This window comes from Candidatus Sulfuricurvum sp. RIFRC-1 (assembly GCF_000310245.1).
Classification (GTDB): domain Bacteria; phylum Campylobacterota; class Campylobacteria; order Campylobacterales; family Sulfurimonadaceae; genus Sulfuricurvum.
The window spans coordinates 1930693-1948980 of the sequence record NC_020505.1 but is presented as its reverse complement, the minus strand read 5'-3'; the positions used below and the strand labels follow the sequence as shown (position 1 = coordinate 1948980).

Sequence of the window (18288 nt, the reverse complement as noted above, 5' to 3'; positions counted from 1 at the left end):
CAATCTTTTCAAAGATCACGCCGATATAATGACAGCATGAAAAAACAGTGATTTATCGGTTAAGATAGATTTAAACAAACGGGTTAATGTACCTTTTTATGTACCTTTTTTTAAAGCACACCTTTAAAGCGTCATAAAATAGGGATAAGACGATAGACCCCCCCGCCACCATCTTTGAAAAACAATCCCCATTCAAAACTTCACAAAATCATCATTTCATCCATACCTAATTTACTCATTCAATAAAATGACTTTCCCTATTTTGAGTTAGGCTCGTTTTCAAAAAGTGAAGATTGAATACCTGACCCCTAGTTCATCGAGTCATCAATCCATTGTGCAATTTTGTATCGCTTTTTTTATATTTTGTTAGAACCTAAAAAATGAAGATTGAATACCCCTTTTCCTTTATTTTGTATTGACATTTTTTTTTGCTAGACTATTATAGAAATAAGATGTTATGAGGGATGGTTATTAAATGCGGAAATTTATTTTTTTAATTTTTAGTTTGTTGTCTTTAAACTTGTTGGCTGATGAGCTAGTTGAAAATCCCTATGTGTATGCAAGTGAAGTTGGAGATTTTAGCGAAGGCTTGTTGCCGATCAAGATGAGTCCGAAATGGGGATTAGTAGGAGATGAAAAACAAAAAGAAGAAATAAATAAATGGGGGTATATTGATAAGTCAGGTCACTTTGTTATTCGCCCTAAATTTTCTTTTATAGATCAACGAGGATTTCAATTTGGTAGAGCTAATGTCGTATATAAAAATAGATGGGGAACAATTGACAGTGTAGGTAGATTTATGATTGAAGCAGTTTATTCTGATACCTATACTTTTTATAATGATGTTGCAATAGTTTTAATGCCTTTAAAAAATGATACCAACTATACGTACTATTCTCAGAATCCAGACTATCAAATAAAGTTGACTAGTTCATCTATTTTTGAAAAAAAGATGATAGACAAAGAAGGTAAAACCATTACCACTCCACCATGTTTAAATATTGAATATATTGGAGATAAAATGTATACATGTACAATAAATGGGTTGTCAGGACTGATGAATGAATCGGGAAAATTACTGACAAAACCTATCTACAATCAGATTAATAAATTTGTAAATGAAAGAGCAATTGTAGTTTATCAAGATATTGTCAACGGATTGGGTATGGGAGTGATAGATACAGAAGGAAATATAATCGAAGAACCTAAAAACAATATTAACATAACGACTGATGAAGAATCATATTTAATTCGAGAAAATGGAAAAATTGGCTTTAAGGACAAAAATGGTCGTATGATTTTAGAACCAATTTATAATAGTGCTCATGCTTATAAATATAATCTATTTGCCGTTGCCAATGATAAAACTTGGCATTTTATTAATGATAAAAAAGAAAAAATTAATGAAGATGAGTTCGATAACGTTGATGATTTTTATGATGGTAGAGCCCGAGTTGGTAAAAAGAATTTTTTCGGAAAAGTCTTATATGGCTTTATCAATTCAAATGGTCAATATCTTGTTGAGCCAACGTATACAATAGCCAATCCTTTTTCGGAAGGCTTGGCAGGGGTATGTCGAACTTCTATAGTTGGTGATCAATTTTGTGGTTACATTAATACTGAAGGCAAAGAAATTATTCCATTAAAATATGCCCATGTTGGTTCGTTCCAATCAGGGATAGCAAAAGTAGGTGAACGGGTGGCTGTAGGCAAAAACAATGCTATTTCTGTTTATATAGATAAAAATGGGAAAGAGTTTTTTCGCTCTGACAAAGCAATAAACTTTCAAAGTTTTGCGTCAGCATACAGCGATATTTTTATAGGAAAATTTGACGAAGATGGGTATGCCAAACTTCAACAAAACGGGCAATGGGGGATTATTAATAGAGAAGGAAAAATAGTCATACCTCCTCAATATCAAAATATTGGAATATTTCATAGAGGGATAATTAAAGCATCTAAAGTAGGTGGAGGAATTGTCTTTCTTGACGATAAAAATAATATTGTTTTACCAAAATAGAATTGTTAGCCATGTGTGAAAAATATGAAAAATAGGGGTATTCAATTATCACTCAGGAGCGTGAGAGCAAGTAAAAGCTAGTAACGCAAAAAGTGCTATAATTTTCTTAATAGAACAAAGGGGAAAGCTATGACAATGACGATTACCGTTAATGATAGCGTTGCCGATAAAGTAATGGCTTTTTTAAACTCACTTCCTAAAGAGTCGGTAACAGTAGAACAATCCCGTCCATGGTACGCCGATGAAGTCAAACGCCGAGTAGAGGAATACAAAAGCGGGAAGATGGAGACATACCCACTCGATCAAGATTTTTGGGATAGAATGGATAAACGTATCGATGAAATGGATAGCCATTGAGGATTAGACGGAGTGGACGTTTTGAGTATGAGTTAGGTGAGATTATCGATTATATCGCCAATATTTATCGATGGGGATATTATAGTGGTTTTGGGTATCTTCAATCAGAATATGTGGAGTAAAGAAGAAGATTAAAAGCGGTTCAATATCAGTTAAGCAAAACGGTTTATATACCTTTTTTTATCGTACACCTTTAAAACATCATAAAACAAGTATTGGACGATAGTCCCTCTCCTCCACCATCTTCATAAATATTTCCCCCAACAAAACATCGACTTATCCTAAGTAGCTTTCCTAAGCTGTACCTATGTTATAATCATTCAAAAGCCATTCTTAAAGAGATACAATGAATATGGTGTTAGCACTTGTTTTGTTACCGATTATTGCCGCATTTTTAGTGTTATTAGTCCCCTTCGGGCGTGCTCAGTATGCCGTGAGCGGAGCAGTTTTGGCCTTACTCAGCGGTGTTACTTTTGCCCTGTATAACTCTTTTGGTATTTTTACCTTTCAACTTTCCCCTATTATGAACATTATGATTGTTGCCGCCGATGTTGTACTGCTGTTGTTTTTTCTCTATCAAGGTAAAGTCTTCAATCATCCCAAAGTGATGGCTCTTGCTGCAGTGCAGCTGGTGTTGTACGGATATATCGAGTTTATTGCCCCTGCGGCGGGGACGGCTGAGATTGTGGTGGATGAGCTTTCGAAGTTTATGTTTTTGATTATCAACGGGGTGGGTGGGATTATCGTCTTGTACTCCGTGAAATACATGGAGGATGAACCGACGTCACCGCTTAAAAAACGGTTGTTTATCGGTACATTGCTCGTTTTTCTTTCGGTGATGAATTTGATCGTTGTTGCTAACTCGATCCTCCTTTTCTTTTTCCTTTTTGAGATGACGACGCTGGCCTCGTACCTGTTGATCGCCTTTAGGGACGATGAGGTGAGCCGTAGCAATGCCCTTAAAGCCCTTTGGATGAATCAGATCGGCGGAGTGGTAATTTTGGTGGGGGCATTGATCGCCATCATCGGATTTAAGACGGTGATGTTCGATACGCTGTTACAAAGTTCAGGGGGAATGGTGCTTTTGGCTATTGCATTTCTCTCGATGGCGGCACTGGTGAAGGGGGCGTCGATCCCGTTCGAGGGGTGGTTACTCGGGGCGATGGTGGCACCGACTCCCGTGAGCGCGATGCTCCACTCGGCGACGATGGTAAAAATCGCTCCCTATCTGATCCTGAAACTCTCTCCCGCATTGGCCGTGAGTATGGTCGGGGGGATGATTTCGATCATCGGTGCTCTGGTGTTTGTTGCCGCGTCGTATTTGGCACTCTCTCGCTCAGTTCTCAAAGAGATTTTGGGATACTCTACCGTGGCACTGCTGGGGCTTATGATGGCATTGGCGGCAATCGGGAGCGAAGAGAGTATCAATTTGGCGATGGCATTGATGCTCTTTCATGCCCTCTCAAAAGCGTTGCTTTTCCTCTCTGCGGGGGTGTTAGAGCGGGTGCATCACGCTAAAAATATTGAGGAGATGAAAGGGATGGTGAGCCGTTCTCCCAAAACGGTCGGATTTATCCTCTTTGGCTTTGTCTCTTTGACACTGCCTCCGTTTGGTCTTTTTATGGGGAAACTTTTTGCGATCAGTTCGGTGGCGTCGCTGCTCAAAGAACACCCTTCTAATCTCATTATTCTCCTCGCACTGATCGTCGGAAGCGCGTTGATGGTGCTTCTCTATTTTAAAGTCGCATCGGCACTTCTATCTGCTCCTTGCGATGTGGAAGTTTCTCCGGCAATTGTGATCCCCAACGGTTTTAATGTCCCGTTGGTGTTGTTGAGCGTTTTTATTGTGATCGGGGCTCTCGGATACATTATGATGCAGCACAACATCTTCGTCGTGATGTTGGCATTGCCGATGGTCTTTGTGTTTGCGCTACCCGCGATTGTTCGGCGTATGGATCGGTATGATCGTTCACAGCCCTATCATTGCGGGGAAAAAGAGCCTTTTGATGCGGCATTGGTCTATTATGCACCCTCGGAAAAAATAGAAAAAATAGTGTATTGGGGGTTTGGGTTCCTGTTTGTCGCCGTAGCGATTATCGGAGCCGTGTCGTGATCTGGGTATGGATAGCGTTGGCCCCGATTTTAGGGGGATTGGCGTATGGAGGAGAGCGGGTGTTGCGTGCTCGGATGCAGCGGCGCCAGGGGCCGCCGATCTTGCAGCCGTTTTACGATATGTTTAAACTTCTCGATAAGCGGACGCTGATCGTCCATGCTCCCCATGCCCTCCTCGCACTCGCCCATTTTTTTGTCTTATGGTTCAGCATCGCCGCCATCTTTTTGGGATGGAATCTCCTCTACATCATTTTTCTCCACCTTTTTGCCCAAATCCTCCTCATTTTGGCGGGGTACAGTGTCCGCTCCGTCTATTCGCATCTCGGATCAAACCGTGAACTGCTGATGGTGGTGGCGTATGAGCCGATACTGATTTTGGTCGCGGTCGGTTTGTATCTCGTGAGCGGTAGTTTTGAGATTGCCGAGATTTTAACAAGAGATAATTATCTTCTTCAGCTCCCATTGCTTTTTATCGCGTTGGTGATGATTGTCCCGATCAAGGTTAAAAAGTCGCCGTTTGATGTCGGTGAAGCCCATCAGGAGATCGTCGGGGGAGTCGAGATCGAGTACAGCGGCGTTTTTTACGAGTTTTTGTATATGTCCCGTTTTCTCGAATATATTTTTATCTACAGCTTTGTTTACCTTTTCGGAGGGGAGTCGCATTGGATCGGTGCGGTTTTGGTCGCGGGAGTATTTTTGCTCGTCAATCTCGTCGATAACGCGACCGCCCGTGTCCGCGCTTCTCATATGGTTAAAATCATCTATAGCGTGGCAATGTCTCTTACTGTTCTAAATTTTTTGGGGATTCTCCTATGAAGTTTTTTACCCCGTTTCGTAAAAAATCGCCGTGGGTTTTACACTACAATGCGGGAAGCTGCAATGGCTGTGATATCGAGATTCTTGCGGCACTGGGGCCGAAGTTCGATTTGGAGCGTTTCGGGGTGATTAACACGGGAAATCCGAAGCAATCCGATATCTTTTTGGTGACGGGGCCTGTCACCTATCGCTCACGTGAGCGTCTTGTCGAGCTTTACTCCCAAATCCCTGAACCCAAAGTGGTCGTGGCGGTCGGATCGTGTACAACGACGGGGGGTGTGTTTCGGGGGATGTACAACGTCGAGGATGGGATCGACCGATATATCCCCGTCGATGTGTATGTACCCGGATGCGCTTCTTCTCCGCAACTCATTATCGATGCATTGGTCAAAGGGCTCGAAATTCTCGAAGCGAAAAGCAAAGCAATCGAGAAACCGTTTAAACTCTTCGGCGCTATCGAGATGATCGGAAATAAACTCAGCCGCCTGGGCATGGCGACAAAGGTGGAACAGCATGAGAAAAATTGAAACCACATTAGATACGTTATTGAACGATATCGGAGCGTTTTATGTTCCAAAACAATGGCATTTTTTGAGTGTCAACGGGATCGATTTGGGTGAGGGGAAGATAGAGTTGCAATGGATTTTCTCACAATACGGGGTAAAAGATGAGATAGTGATCTATTACGCCCTCAGTGACTACGAAACTGCTGTCCCCTCGATTGTCAGTTTGATCCCCTCTGCGATTATGGGGGAGAGGGAAATCGTTGATATGTTTGGGTTGAGTGTCGATGGGGCGGAGAGAGGGCTTTATCTTGATGAGGACTCCATGGCACACCCGCTAAGGGGCGAATCATGAAAAAAACGATCCAAATCCCTCTGGGGTCACAGCATATCTCTCTATTGGAGCCGATACGGTTTAAATTTGAGTGCGAGAATGAAAAGATTATCGGGGTTGATGCCGATGTCGGATTTGTCCATCGCGGGGTAGAACTGGCGTGTACCCGTAGTTTTGAGTTTAAACAGGTGGGATATGTCGTCGCCCGTGTCTGTGGACTTTGCGCTATCACCCATTCCCTCTCGTATACGCTGGCGGTCGAAAAACTGCTGGGGTACGAGGCCAATGATCGGATCAAATATTTGCGGATGCTGATGGTAGAGCTGGATCGTATCCACTCCCACATGCTCTGTCTCGCCCACACGGCGGAAAATGCGGGATTTGAAGCCCTTTTTATGCAGATCATGGGAGATCGGGAACTGGTTATGGATGTTCAAGAAGCAATCAGCGGCAACCGTGTCCAGTTTGATTATATCTCCATCGGCGGGGTGAACCGTGATTTAACCCCTGAACTGAGTGCATTGATCCATAAAAATTTGAACACTCTTTCTGAAAAAATTGATGCTCTACTCGGGTTGTTTGATAATAATTGGTCATTGTCCCTTAAATACAAAGGCTTAGGGGTGCTGAGTTTGGAAGATGCCTATACCTATAATGCGCTGGGGCCATTGGCGCGTGCGGCGGGATTGGCAACCGATGTCCGCGCCGAGACGAGCGATTTTCCCTATGAGGCATTGGGCTATACGATGATCCTAGAATCTACGGGAGACATCCATGCCCGTAACTTCGTCCGTCTTCGGGAGATTCAAAACTCTATAGCAATGTGCCGTAATATTGTTGATAACCTCCCGCTCGGAGAGATACAGGAGAAGGCAAAAGGGAAACCGAACGGCGAAGCGGTCGTCCGTGTCGAAGCACCGCGCGGAGAGCTTTTCTATCTGGTTCGAGGGAATGGACAGAATATGCTGGAGAGAGTTCGGATCAAGACTCCGACCTTTTCGGCGATTCCTGCAATGATGGAGGTGTTTAAGGGCGCAGAGTATGCCGATGCACCGGCGATTCTCGCCTCATTTGATCCGTGTATGTCCTGTACGGCGAAGTAGGAGAGATTATGTTACGCTCTATGCTCGAAGCGTTTAAAAACCTTTTCAAACCGGTACGTACAATTCAGTACCCCGCAGAAGATATCGTTCTTCCCTCCGGATATCGAGGATTGATCGAATATGGGATAGATGAGTGTATTTTTTGTGATAAATGCGAAAAAGTGTGTCCTCCCGGGGCAATTTTGTTTTATCAGCATGAGGGTGGGGAGAAAGAGTACCGCTATAACCCGTGGCTCTGTATCTACTGCGGCGAATGTGTACGTGCCTGCCCGAAACCTGAGGAGGCGTTGTGGCAAAGTGAGACAAAACAGCACAGCGCCGTAAAAGAAGATGGGGCGAACGAGGGGTGGTTTGTCTGGGAAGATGCGTGTAAAAAAAGCCGCCAAAGGTATGTGGAAGCGAAAAAAGCCGATAAAATCCAAAACAAGAGTGAGGAGTAGATCATGCGCATCGTTATTGTCGGAGGCGGGATTGCCGCTGTTTATATCGCCAATTCTCTTATGGAACAATCGAATGAATGGGAGGTGGTCATTGTTTCGGATGAGGAACACCCTCCGTATGATCGTATCCATTTGTGTAAACTGGTCGATGATTGCAACTGTAACGATTCCATCGAATTGGAACTGCACTCGAAAGTACGGTTGGAACTGAACCAAAAGATCGTATCTCTCGATCCGCAGAATAAGCGTGTTTTCAGTGAGCATGCCGCATTTCATTATGACAAGCTGATTATTGCGACGGGATCGGTTCCCAAAACTCTCTTTAATATCACCGGTATTGAGAATGCGGCGACGTTCCGAAGTCAGAAGGATTGCGAAGTGATCGCGCAGGGGATGGTCGGTAAAAATGTGATTATCGTCGGAGCGGGACCGATTGCTCTCGAACTGCTCGATACCCTGATGCGCAGCGATACCCCGAAGAGCATTACGCTGCTGGTGCGTAAAAACTATCTCTACTCCGAGGTGATCAGCCGTGAGGGATTAGAACTGATACGGGGGATTTTCGAAGCCGATCCGCGTGTACGCATCCGATTTAAAGATCAAATCGTGGATAAAGAGGTGAGAGGTAATACGATTACCAAAGTATTGACGACACAAGGAGAAATTGATAATCCGTTTATTATTTTCGGTGTCGGGATCGATCCCAATATTGCCTTTGCACGTGAGGCGCTTGAGTGTGATCGGGGAGTTTTGGTAGATGAGAGGATGCGTACATCGGTAGAGGATATCTATTGTGTGGGAGAAGCGGCGCAGCTCCGTGCGGGGGGATTTATCGCCGGACGGGTCAAAGAATGCACCCTTCAAGCAGATGTAGCGATTGAGCATCTGCTTGGGGATGCAAACACATCGTTTAAAGAAGAGGTTTCGATCGATGGGCTCAAAGTGGGATCGTTCTTGTTCGCCGACGTTACCGCAACCGATTTTGATCCGAATGATCATGAGAACGAAACGATTTTGATCACACACGGAGATCGGATCGATCAGTATATCGTCAATAATGACAGGCTAAAACGGTTTATCGGGATCAATACCAATATCGATCTGTTAGCTTTGAAACGGCTGATGGAGAAGGATGAACCGATCGATGCGGCGTATCTCTACTCGAATCGTCTGATGTCCGAATATGGGAGACTTGTATGCAGCTGTGAGGGGGTGCATGAGCAGGAATTGGTCGATATCATCAAAGAGAATGCGGTGACATCGTTTGCGGAACTCAAAGAGCACACCAAAGCGGGACGTACCTGCGGGCGGTGCAAACAGGATGTCTGTGCGATCATCAATGCAACTCCGGTTGATCCCGCTGAAGCAGGTCGGTTACGTGAAGAGCGCGAAGCACTTAAAACAGCGCATGAACTCGAGATTGTCCAAGCGCGGATCGATAAATACAACCGTATCCACCCTAAAAATCATTTAAGTGCCGAAAATTTGCAGGAAGCGCTTGAAACATTTGAGATGGGTAAAGAGTTCAATCGCTGGGTTTCGATGATTACCGCCTCGATGCATCTGCATCCGAAGTTTGAGGAAGGGGTTAAAGGGGCGGTGATGCAATTGAATAAAATACCGATTATTTGGCTGGAACTTGCCGATTGTTCGGGAAATTCGGAAGGATTTATCAAATCAGCGCATCCGAGTGTCGATGATTTGATCCTCAAATACATCTCGCTCGATTATCATGAACTGCTGATGGCAGGATCGGGAGATCAATCCGAAGCGGTGTTGGATCGAATTATTCGGGAGGATGCGGGAAAATACCTCCTGATCGTGGAGGGTGCCGTGCCGATGGGGCTGGAGGGGAAATTCTTGCGGATCGGCCCTAAGGGGGAGACAGGGGTAGATTTGCTTCGCCGTGTCGCCCAAAAAGCGGTGGCGGTGATGGCAGTAGGCTCATGCGCTCTTGATGGGGGGGTGGTTGCGGCTGCTCCCAATCCTACCGGAGCGGTAGGTGTCTCTGAAGCACTGGGTCGCGAGGATATTATCAACCTTCCGGGATGTCCTGTCAATCCCATTAATATCGTAGGGACATTGCTTCATTATATTATGTTCGAAGAGTTTCCGAAGCTTGATAGTAAAAACCGTCCCGAATGGGCATACGGTTTCCGTGTCCATGATAACTGTGAACGCCGAGGGCACTACGATGCCGATGAGTTTGTCCGTGAATGGGGGGATGAGGGGGCGAAGAAGGGGTGGTGCCTTTTTGAAATGGGATGCAAAGGCCCCTACGCCGATCTCAACTGCTCGCTGGTGAAGTTCAATGAGGGGACCAGCTGGCCGGTACAGGCGGGACATGGATGTTTCGCGTGCGGTCAGGGTAAAATCGCGTTTGACAGCTACGCCAATAATCGTAAGTTACCGGAGGGTGAACATGAGCACTAAAAAAATTGTTATTGACCCGATTACCCGTATCGAGGGGCATCTACGGATCGAGGTGGAGATCGATGAGAATAACGTTGTTACGGAAGCGTGGGCTTCGGGTCAGCTTTTTCGGGGGATCGAGACGATTTTAAAAGGGCGTGATCCGCGCGATGCGGGATTGATCGCTCAGCGTATCTGCGGGGTATGTACGAACGTCCATTACCGTGCTTCGATCAGTGCGGTGGAAGCGGCATACGGCATTGAAATACCGCAAAATGCCGAGATCATCCGTAATCTGGTGACACTTTCTTTGTTTGTTCAAGATCATATTGTCCATTATTATCATCTCCATTCGCTCGATTTTGTCGATATCACAGCGGCGCTTAGGGCAGACTGTACGCAAGCTTCCGAGGATGCTGAGAGCTGGTGTGAACACCCTTATCGCAACTCTGACGGTCATCTCGAAGCGATCAAAGAGAAGCTGGAGGGGTTTGTTAAAGCGGGGCGGCTTGGGCTGTTTGCCAACGGTTACTGGGGACATGACGCCTATCGTCTCTCTCCGGAAGAGAATTTGGTTCATATGAACCACTATCTCGAAGCACTTCGGATTCAACGAGATCTCTCCAAAGCGGTAGCAATTTTCGCAGGAAAAACCCCCCACCCCCAAAATCTTGTCGTCGGCGGGGTTACGAGTGTTGCCGATATGCTTAACCCTCAGCGGTTGAATGACTTTTTGTTCATTATCAAAGAGGTTCGAGATTTCATCGAACGTGCCTACATACCGGATATGCTGATGCTCGTCAATGCGTATCGTGACTCGATTGCTGCGGGAGAAGGACGTGCCAGCGGTAACTTTATGTGCTGCGGCGGATACCGATTTGGAAAGCAGCAACAACTTTTTGAGAGCGGCGTGATCAAAGGGCATAACTTTGACTCCGTTGAGCCGTTTGACGCTGGAAAAATCACCGAAGAGGCATCACGCTCATGGTATGAAAACGATGCACCGCTTTCACCGTATGAGGGGGAGACAACCCCGTTTTACACCGATTTGAATGAGGACGGTTCGCTCAAAACCGAGGGAAAATACACGTGGGTCAAAGCGCCGAGGTATGATGGGGAGGTGATGGAAGTGGGGCCGTTGGCGCGAATGATAATGGGCTACGTTAAAAATTCTCCCGTTATCCGCCCGTACATGGAGCGCTTCATGAAAAAATCGGGGATGAGTCTGATCGATTTTTCGACGACGGTGGGACGCAATGCGGCGCGCGCTGTGGAAGCACAAATTTGCTGCGACTATCTTTTCGATACGATGAGCGATTTGATCGAAAATATCAAATACTACGATGAAACGACGTGGACGAAGTATCTCTTTGAAGAATTGCCCAAAGAGGCAAAGGGCTCAGGTATTTTCGAAGTGCCTCGCGGCGTACTCGGGCATTTTGTCCGTATCGAAGAGGCTAAAATCGCCAACTATCAGGCGGTCGTTCCGACAACATGGAATGCCTCTCCTAAGGGGGCCAAAGAGGGGCGCGGAGCCTATGAAGAGTCATTAATCGGACTTCGTCTCGCCGATCCCTCCGCACCGTTGGAGGTTTTGCGTGCGGTACACTCGTTCGATCCGTGTCTGGCGTGTGCCGTACATGTCATCGATGCAACAGGAAAAGAACTCTCTCGGTACAAACTGAACGATTCAAATATATCTAAATCTGAATTATAATTCAGTTTTAAAGAACTATCTGTCATAGTAAAAAAAGATCGGTATTTTGTGGTCTCCTGGAGATCAAGCAAATGAGTTATGATGGATAAGATTATTGGTTTTCTTGCTTTGCAACAGTTTATTTATGGGATAGGGTGGCTTGTAGGGATAAGACTGATTCCTGAAATACGTAGAGTAGGAATTTGGCTGAGCGGGTTCGCTATTTTGAGCGGTTTATATTTCAGTATTTCTCCTACTCATGGGGAGACAGTTACCTCTTGGCATATTTATAGTGCGCAGTTTGTTATTTTGCTGGTTATGGTTATGGTACGACGAGCCAACGAAGCCCTTTTTTTCGAACCGTATCGTTGGAAAGAAGATGCGAGTCTGATTGTACTCTTTTTAATGATTGTTCTGTGGACGTTTAGTGTTCCGATGCAAACATCCGTTGTTGTGATGACAGCCTCTTTTATCGTTCTTTGGATGGGGATTCGAACGGTTGTTCTATCGTATCGTTCAATTTCCAATGAATTCGGCTTAACGATTACGCTGTTGGTGAATATGCCGATCATATTCTTTTTGCTGGTAAAAGGGGTTCAGGCTTTTGCGATCATCGATCACCAAATGATTATACTTGATCCTAATACAGGGCGTTTGGAAAGTAAATGGTATCTTGCATTATTGCTTGCCCTCACAGGATTAATGCATGTCAATTATGTGGTTATGCTGTTAAAACGGCTTATTCAAGATCTGAACAAGATGACGAAAACAGATGTATTGACAAATGTGATGAACCGTCGTGCGGCGGAGGAGGCTCTTTGTCGTGAGTTAAGCGAGACGACTCGCAATGGGGACGCTTTTACAATATTCATGATAGATATCGATTTCTTCAAAAGTGTCAATGACCGATACGGACATGCGAAAGGCGATGAAGTATTACGCGGTGTTTGTAAATGTATGCGAGAAACGGTTCGGAAGAATGATTACGTAGCACGGTTCGGAGGGGAAGAGTTTTTGATTATTCTTCCTCATACTTTAATAGAGCCGGCGGTTGAATTAGCCGATAGAATCCGTCAAAAAGTAGCTGATTTACGCTTTGAACCCAATAACATCAGAGTAACGATCAGTATAGGAATCACACAATCTGATACGAATGACACGGTGATGGAACATATTGTTTCCCGAGCCGATAAAGCATTATATAGGTCAAAAGAGTGTGGTCGAAATCAGATTAATGTGAATACAAAAATTCTGAATGCATGTTCGCTATAATTACGAAAATGAATCACCAAGAGGAATAGAATTTGGCACGACCGACTAAAGAAGAACGTAAAATCTCGATTATGACAAAAGCCCTGGAGCTTTTTTCAAAGGAGGGATTTTATCAGACAACCATGCCCACGATCGCCGAAAAAATCGGTATGAGTGTCGGAAATCTGTATAACTACTTTACGTCCAAAGAGATGCTCGCCAAAGACCTCATTCTCTATATTGCCAATATATTGGGTGAGGAAATTCGAAAAATCAATGAAAGTCCGATGAGTACCCAAGAGAAAATCGAGGCGATTGTCCATATGTATTTTCGTATCGCCCAAGATCGTCCTGAAACCATCGAGTATTTCTTGCGGGTTTATCTCTCGAACCGCGAAGTCTTTCAAAATTGCTGCGAGGGGATGATCTGTGTTTCCGCCTTTGTGACCGAAATGATGATCTTTTTTGAAGAGGGTGTCCGATGCGGTGATTTGAGAGATCAGGATTTTTTCAGTGCATTCGGTCTTTTCATGGGGTATCTGGGAGGAATGGTGTTTATCAACGGTGAAAAGATTCTTCCTAAACCGTTAGAGAGCTACGAACACTCGATCAGCGAGAATATCTACTATGCTCTCAAATCCCGCTAGAGTCAAAATTATCTGGCTGCAGGGGATCACCTGCAACGGCAACACCCACTCGTTTTTAAACGATCCCGCTCTGGGGAATTTTTTGGAGTCGGCGGAGTTTATCCATCATCCGCTCCTCCCTTGTAAAAACACACTCAAAGAGTTGGTCAAAAAACTTCCTAAATCGGATATTTTGATTTTCGAGGGGGCGTATAGCGCCTCGTTCGAACGTGCCGGTATGGCGATGGAGACGCTTTTACCCGCCCTTGCATCCAAAACCAGCCATATCATTAGTTTAGGCAGCTGTGCGAGTTTTGGGGGAATATTCAAAGAGGGCAATCCAGAGCAAATCAGCGGAATAGTGTTTGATAAAGAGGAAGAGAAGGGTCCGCTGCGTGCTATGCGAGAGAAAGTGATTACCCTCAGCGGGTGTCCCGCCCACCCAAAATGGCTCAGTTTTGTCATCGATATGATCGTATCGGGCAAAAGAATAGCGCTGGATGAGTATCGTCGTCCAAAAGAGCTCTACGGCTATCTCGTCCACAACGGCTGTTTGCGCAACGAGTATTTTGAGTGGAAAGTGGACAGTCACCATTTCGGAACCAAAGAGGGGTGTTTGTATTATGCCCAAGGGTGCCAAGGCCCCTTTACCCACGGCAGCTGCAATAAAATCCTCTGGAATGAAGTGAGTTCCAAAACCCGTTCCGGTACACCGTGTGTCGGATGTACTGAACCTACGTTTCCCAAAAGCAATCTTTTCTCAACAAAAACGTACATGTCGATCCCCTCGGAGATGCCCTTGGGGATACCGAAACGGAGCTATCTCGCTTTGGCGGGGGCGGCGAAATCGTTCCATATTAAACGGCTCGAAGAGAGGTTGATCGATGATAACGCATGAACTGATCGAGCGGATCGAAGGGGAAGCGGTCCTCGATTTTAAAACCGATAAAAGCGGAGTCGTCCAAGATGCTAATATCCGTTTTAGCCATTTTCGTGGGATGGAAGCGATTTTGGAAGGACGCAATGCTCTTGATGCGTTGGTGATCACTCCCCGCGTCTGCGGTATCTGCGGTCATTCGCATCTGATCGCGACGGTGAAAATGATCGAAAATGTCTACCGCAATGCGGGAGTTTCGATCCGTATCAGCGACAAAGCAAACGCGATCCGCCAGATCACCCTCTCGTGCGAACTGATCCAAAACCATATCAAATGGCTCTATCTCGTGATGCTTCATGAGAGCGCAAAGATGCTGGGAGAAGAACCCGGCGTTGCTCTTAAAGCGCTCTATGTTTCGTCACAGGTCAATCAGCTCTGCGCCCTTTTCAGCGGTCAGTGGCCTCACAGTTCGTATGCACTCCCCGGAGGTGTGACGTGCGATCCGACCCATATCGAAGTGATGCAGGCGTTGAAAATCCTCTCCGACGTGGAGTGTTTTATCCGCGATGAGGTACTGGGATGTGATGTTGATGCGTTTGCCCAAGCGATGGAGCACAATAGAGTGCTGAGCCTCACCGGAGATTTTGGAACCGTATTGCGTAATTTTGAGCGGCTTGGAGTGTTGGAACAGGGGAAAAGTCACAGTCGATTTTTGGTTCTGGGGGATACCCAAGAGATTATCGTCCATTCGCAGCACAGCGGTGCGATTGCGGAAAATGTGAGCGAAGACAGTTCTCAAACATTTGCGGAAGGGGGAAACACCTATGCCAAAAATGCTCTCTACAACGGAGAATTTTTCGAGACGGGACCGTTAGCGCGCGCTTTGGTTCAAGAACGCACAGGCATCAGTGCTCTGCATCGTTTATACGGAGATAGTGCGCTGACGCGAATCACGGCTCGGGTCGATGAAATGGTATCACTATGCGCAGAGGTGCGTGAGCTTTTAATGTCGCTGGATCTCTCCCAGCCTTCGTTTATCACCCCTCCCTCCATCGAGAGTATTAGCGGTGAAGGGATCGGGATCGTCGAAGCCCCGCGCGGGTCACTGATCCATCGTGCAACCATTGAAAAAGGGAAAATCGTGTCGTATACGATTATCACTCCGACCCAATGGAATCTGGGAAATGGAACATCGATGATTCCGGGAATAGCACAAAAGGCTATGATCGGAGCCGCATCCACGGCGAAAGCCTCGCTCTTATTTCGCACCTTTGATGTCTGCTCGGTTTGTACGACGCATTAGACTTTTATTTGACCTATTGACACCTTGTATCTTAATGGATACAATTTGTCCATGTATACCATTCAGCAAACCCATAAATTTTCGCAATGGCTCACTAAACTCAAAGATATGCGTGCCCGTATCGCAATCGCTCGACGTTTAGATCGTGCTCAAAGCGGTAATCTTGGGGATGTGAAGAGCGTTGGTGAGCGTGTATTTGAGATGCGTGTCGATATGGGGGCGGGTTATCGGCTCTATTACACGATGCGTGGGAATGAACTTATTATATTGCTCGTTGGCGGTGATAAATCGACGCAACAACGCGATATAGAAAAAGCTATAGAAATGGCAAAGGAGATATAACGATGGAAACACAATTGACTCCATTTGATATGACGCAGTATTTAGACAGCGAAGAAGCGATTGCTGAGTACCTCACGCAAGTCCTCGAAGAGGGTGATACCGATGAGCTAATCCGTGCCATCGGACATATCGCGAAAGCTCGCGGTATGAGCCAAATCGCACAAGAAAGCGGATTGGGACGCGAGAGCCTCTATAAAACATTCGCCCCCGGTTCTAAACCCCGTTTTGACACCATCGCCAAAGTGGTAAAATCGTTGGGATTGCACTTTCATATTACGCCGCTTAAAGCTTCGTGATGCTCCAACTCAGGAGAGTAAGAGCGAGAAAAGGAATGTTGTTGTGAAAGACTTGATTTATTTTCCATATTTTGAACCAAGAAATGAAAAATGGCTAAAGTTCGCATTATTATATATTGATGAGTTTAGACCAATTATTCCATATAATAGGCGGGAAGATATATCTGGCTTGTATCGACAAATTCAAGATGAAACAGATTTGATAGTACCTTATTCACCTGATTATGCTGAAGGGTCAACGGCTTCTAAAAATGCTATTAAAGAAATAGAATTGTTATTAAGTCAACAAAGTACAGGCTATTTGTTTAGTGGAAAAAATATAGCTCAACAAGCGAGAAATGAGCAAGATTATTTGATTTATAGAGAAAAGTTTTCACATGAATTTGAAAATTTTTGTATTGATAATGAGCTTGCCAGAAAACATGATGATGGTTTGTATGTCTCAGAGGAAATAGCTTATATTTTTATGTCAGGGCTTGCGCAAGAAATATCTTATAAAACTAATTCATCCATTATTAGCGATAGTGCTCAATTTACGAATTATGCGAATTCAAAAAGAGTGTTCAATCAAAGTCAGCAAAAGAAAATGAGTTTGGCTGAAAGTATCATTGAATTAAAATTACCTCAAAATATAGATGATATTGAGTTTCGAAAACTTATCGAATTTAGAAATGCAAATAAGAGTTTGATTGAAAACTTTAATCGTGAACTTCAAAAAATTGAAAATGGTGATATTAATACTATGAATAGTTATGGCTTTTTACAAAACTATAATGAAATTTATAGTGAACTGACTAATAAAATAGTTTTGTTGGGTATTTCAAGTGCATTAATATTCTCTTTTTCAGTATATAAGTTATTTCAAAATAATGATGCAATTACATTAGAAGATACAAAAGAAATATTGGGTGGAATTAGTGGATTATCAGGTATGTATTATTCGGTAAAAGATGTTTTGACGAATATAAAAGAAAAAAGAGCAACTGTAAAATATCTTGCAAATTTGCAGAAAATATAATGGAACTTGGTTATCTTAAAGATCATAAGTACATGAATATGGCTTACCTATGACCCCCATCACCGACACCATGGACGTATTCGCCGAGAAGTTCGAGAACATTGATCTCCACGGCAAAAAGATCACCAAAGCCGAATTCGATGACTGTACTTTCGTCTCCTGCGATTTCAGTGAAACCTTTTTCTCTTCCTGCAAATTTACCGAATGCCGTTTCGAAAACTGCAATCTGAGTCTGATGAAACTGACCAGTACCAAAATGAGCGATATCGAGTTTGTTTCGTGCAAGATGATCGGGATCGATTGGACGATGGCGGATTGGAAGAGTTTGCTGAATGCCGATCCGCTCCATTTTCGGGAATGTATCCTGAATGATAGTAATTTCTTCGGATTGACGTTAGAAGGTATGCTTATGCGGGAATGTCGAGCCAAAGAGGTTGATTTTCGCAACGCGACCCTCCAAAAAGCCGATTTTAGCGGAACGGATTTCAAGGGGGCACTGTTTGGCAATACTCACCTCGAAGGTGCCAACTTTACCGACACGAGTAACACGATGATCGATATACGCTCGAACCATCTCAAGGGAGCGCTCTTCAGCCGCTATGAGGCGCTGTTTTTACTTGAGACGATGGGGATCGTATTAGTAGATTGAATATATTATGACTGCACTAAAATAACTTTTTTAAAACTTACCTTTTTTCTCTTCATGAGAGTAAAATAATATTTTTTTATTGCTTGATTGTTTACGAATTGAGTATTTTTGTTCTAAAAATGAATAAGTATTC

The 18288-nt window shown here is 44.5% G+C and carries 18 protein-coding genes; all 18 read left to right on the top strand.

Annotated features, from left to right (window positions below):
* Window positions 1-475: 475 nt before the first annotated feature.
* On the top strand, window positions 476-2020 hold the full coding sequence (locus B649_RS09820; RefSeq protein WP_015654371.1) for a WG repeat-containing protein: 1545 nt from the start codon (window positions 476-478) through the stop codon (window positions 2018-2020).
* 129 nt (window positions 2021-2149) lie between these two features.
* Complete coding sequence (locus B649_RS09815; protein ID WP_015654370.1) at window positions 2150-2377, top strand: addiction module protein; 228 nt, start codon at window positions 2150-2152, stop codon at window positions 2375-2377.
* Window positions 2378-2723: 346 nt separating this feature from the next.
* Window positions 2724-4490: a proton-conducting transporter membrane subunit gene (locus B649_RS09810; protein ID WP_015654369.1), complete on the top strand. Its 1767-nt coding sequence runs from the start codon at window positions 2724-2726 to the stop codon at window positions 4488-4490.
* Entirely contained in the window at window positions 4487-5305 is an 819-nt protein-coding gene (locus B649_RS09805) for a complex I subunit 1 family protein (RefSeq protein WP_015654368.1), read from the top strand. The genes B649_RS09810 and B649_RS09805 overlap by 4 nt, the downstream gene beginning before the upstream one ends.
* A complete protein-coding gene (nuoB, locus tag B649_RS09800) occupies window positions 5302-5832 on the top strand; it encodes an NADH-quinone oxidoreductase subunit NuoB (RefSeq protein ID WP_015654367.1) in 531 nt (176 codons plus the stop codon). The genes B649_RS09805 and nuoB overlap by 4 nt, the downstream gene beginning before the upstream one ends.
* Complete coding sequence (locus B649_RS09795) at window positions 5819-6163, top strand: NADH-quinone oxidoreductase subunit C (protein ID WP_015654366.1); 345 nt, start codon at window positions 5819-5821, stop codon at window positions 6161-6163. Before nuoB ends, B649_RS09795 begins: the two co-directional genes overlap by 14 nt.
* Complete coding sequence (locus tag B649_RS09790; RefSeq protein ID WP_015654365.1) at window positions 6160-7245, top strand: nickel-dependent hydrogenase large subunit; 1086 nt, start codon at window positions 6160-6162, stop codon at window positions 7243-7245. The genes B649_RS09795 and B649_RS09790 overlap by 4 nt, the downstream gene beginning before the upstream one ends.
* Window positions 7246-7253: 8 nt before the next feature.
* A complete protein-coding gene (locus tag B649_RS09785; RefSeq protein ID WP_015654364.1) occupies window positions 7254-7685 on the top strand; it encodes a 4Fe-4S dicluster domain-containing protein in 432 nt (143 codons plus the stop codon).
* Window positions 7686-7688: 3 nt separating this feature from the next.
* Window positions 7689-10118: a hydrogenase small subunit gene (locus B649_RS09780; RefSeq protein ID WP_015654363.1), complete on the top strand. Its 2430-nt coding sequence runs from the start codon at window positions 7689-7691 to the stop codon at window positions 10116-10118.
* Entirely contained in the window at window positions 10108-11814 is a 1707-nt protein-coding gene (locus tag B649_RS09775; protein WP_015654362.1) for a nickel-dependent hydrogenase large subunit, read from the top strand. Before B649_RS09780 ends, B649_RS09775 begins: the two co-directional genes overlap by 11 nt.
* An 81-nt stretch (window positions 11815-11895) precedes the next feature.
* Window positions 11896-13065 carry a GGDEF domain-containing protein gene (locus B649_RS12330; protein WP_015654361.1) on the top strand — a complete coding sequence of 390 codons (1170 nt, stop codon included), beginning with the start codon at window positions 11896-11898 and terminating at the stop codon, window positions 13063-13065.
* Between the two features lie 32 nt (window positions 13066-13097).
* A complete protein-coding gene (locus B649_RS09765) occupies window positions 13098-13691 on the top strand; it encodes a TetR/AcrR family transcriptional regulator (protein ID WP_015654360.1) in 594 nt (197 codons plus the stop codon).
* Window positions 13672-14568 carry a hypothetical protein gene (locus B649_RS09760; RefSeq protein WP_015654359.1) on the top strand — a complete coding sequence of 299 codons (897 nt, stop codon included), beginning with the start codon at window positions 13672-13674 and terminating at the stop codon, window positions 14566-14568. Before B649_RS09765 ends, B649_RS09760 begins: the two co-directional genes overlap by 20 nt.
* A complete protein-coding gene (locus tag B649_RS09755; RefSeq protein WP_015654358.1) occupies window positions 14555-15850 on the top strand; it encodes a nickel-dependent hydrogenase large subunit in 1296 nt (431 codons plus the stop codon). The genes B649_RS09760 and B649_RS09755 overlap by 14 nt, the downstream gene beginning before the upstream one ends.
* A gap of 51 nt (window positions 15851-15901) precedes the next feature.
* Window positions 15902-16192 (top strand): type II toxin-antitoxin system RelE/ParE family toxin, encoded by a 291-nt coding sequence (locus B649_RS09750; protein WP_015654357.1) that lies wholly within the window; start codon window positions 15902-15904, stop codon window positions 16190-16192.
* A gap of 2 nt (window positions 16193-16194) precedes the next feature.
* The gene (locus tag B649_RS09745) at window positions 16195-16488 is read left to right on the top strand and encodes an addiction module antidote protein (protein WP_015654356.1); all 294 of its coding nucleotides are present in this window, start codon (window positions 16195-16197) and stop codon (window positions 16486-16488) included.
* 43 nt (window positions 16489-16531) lie between these two features.
* Window positions 16532-17506 (top strand): hypothetical protein, encoded by a 975-nt coding sequence (locus B649_RS09740; RefSeq protein ID WP_015654355.1) that lies wholly within the window; start codon window positions 16532-16534, stop codon window positions 17504-17506.
* Between the two features lie 49 nt (window positions 17507-17555).
* Window positions 17556-18155, top strand: coding sequence for a pentapeptide repeat-containing protein (locus B649_RS09735; RefSeq protein WP_015654354.1), 600 nt, complete (start codon window positions 17556-17558; stop codon window positions 18153-18155).
* Window positions 18156-18288 lie beyond the last annotated feature (133 nt).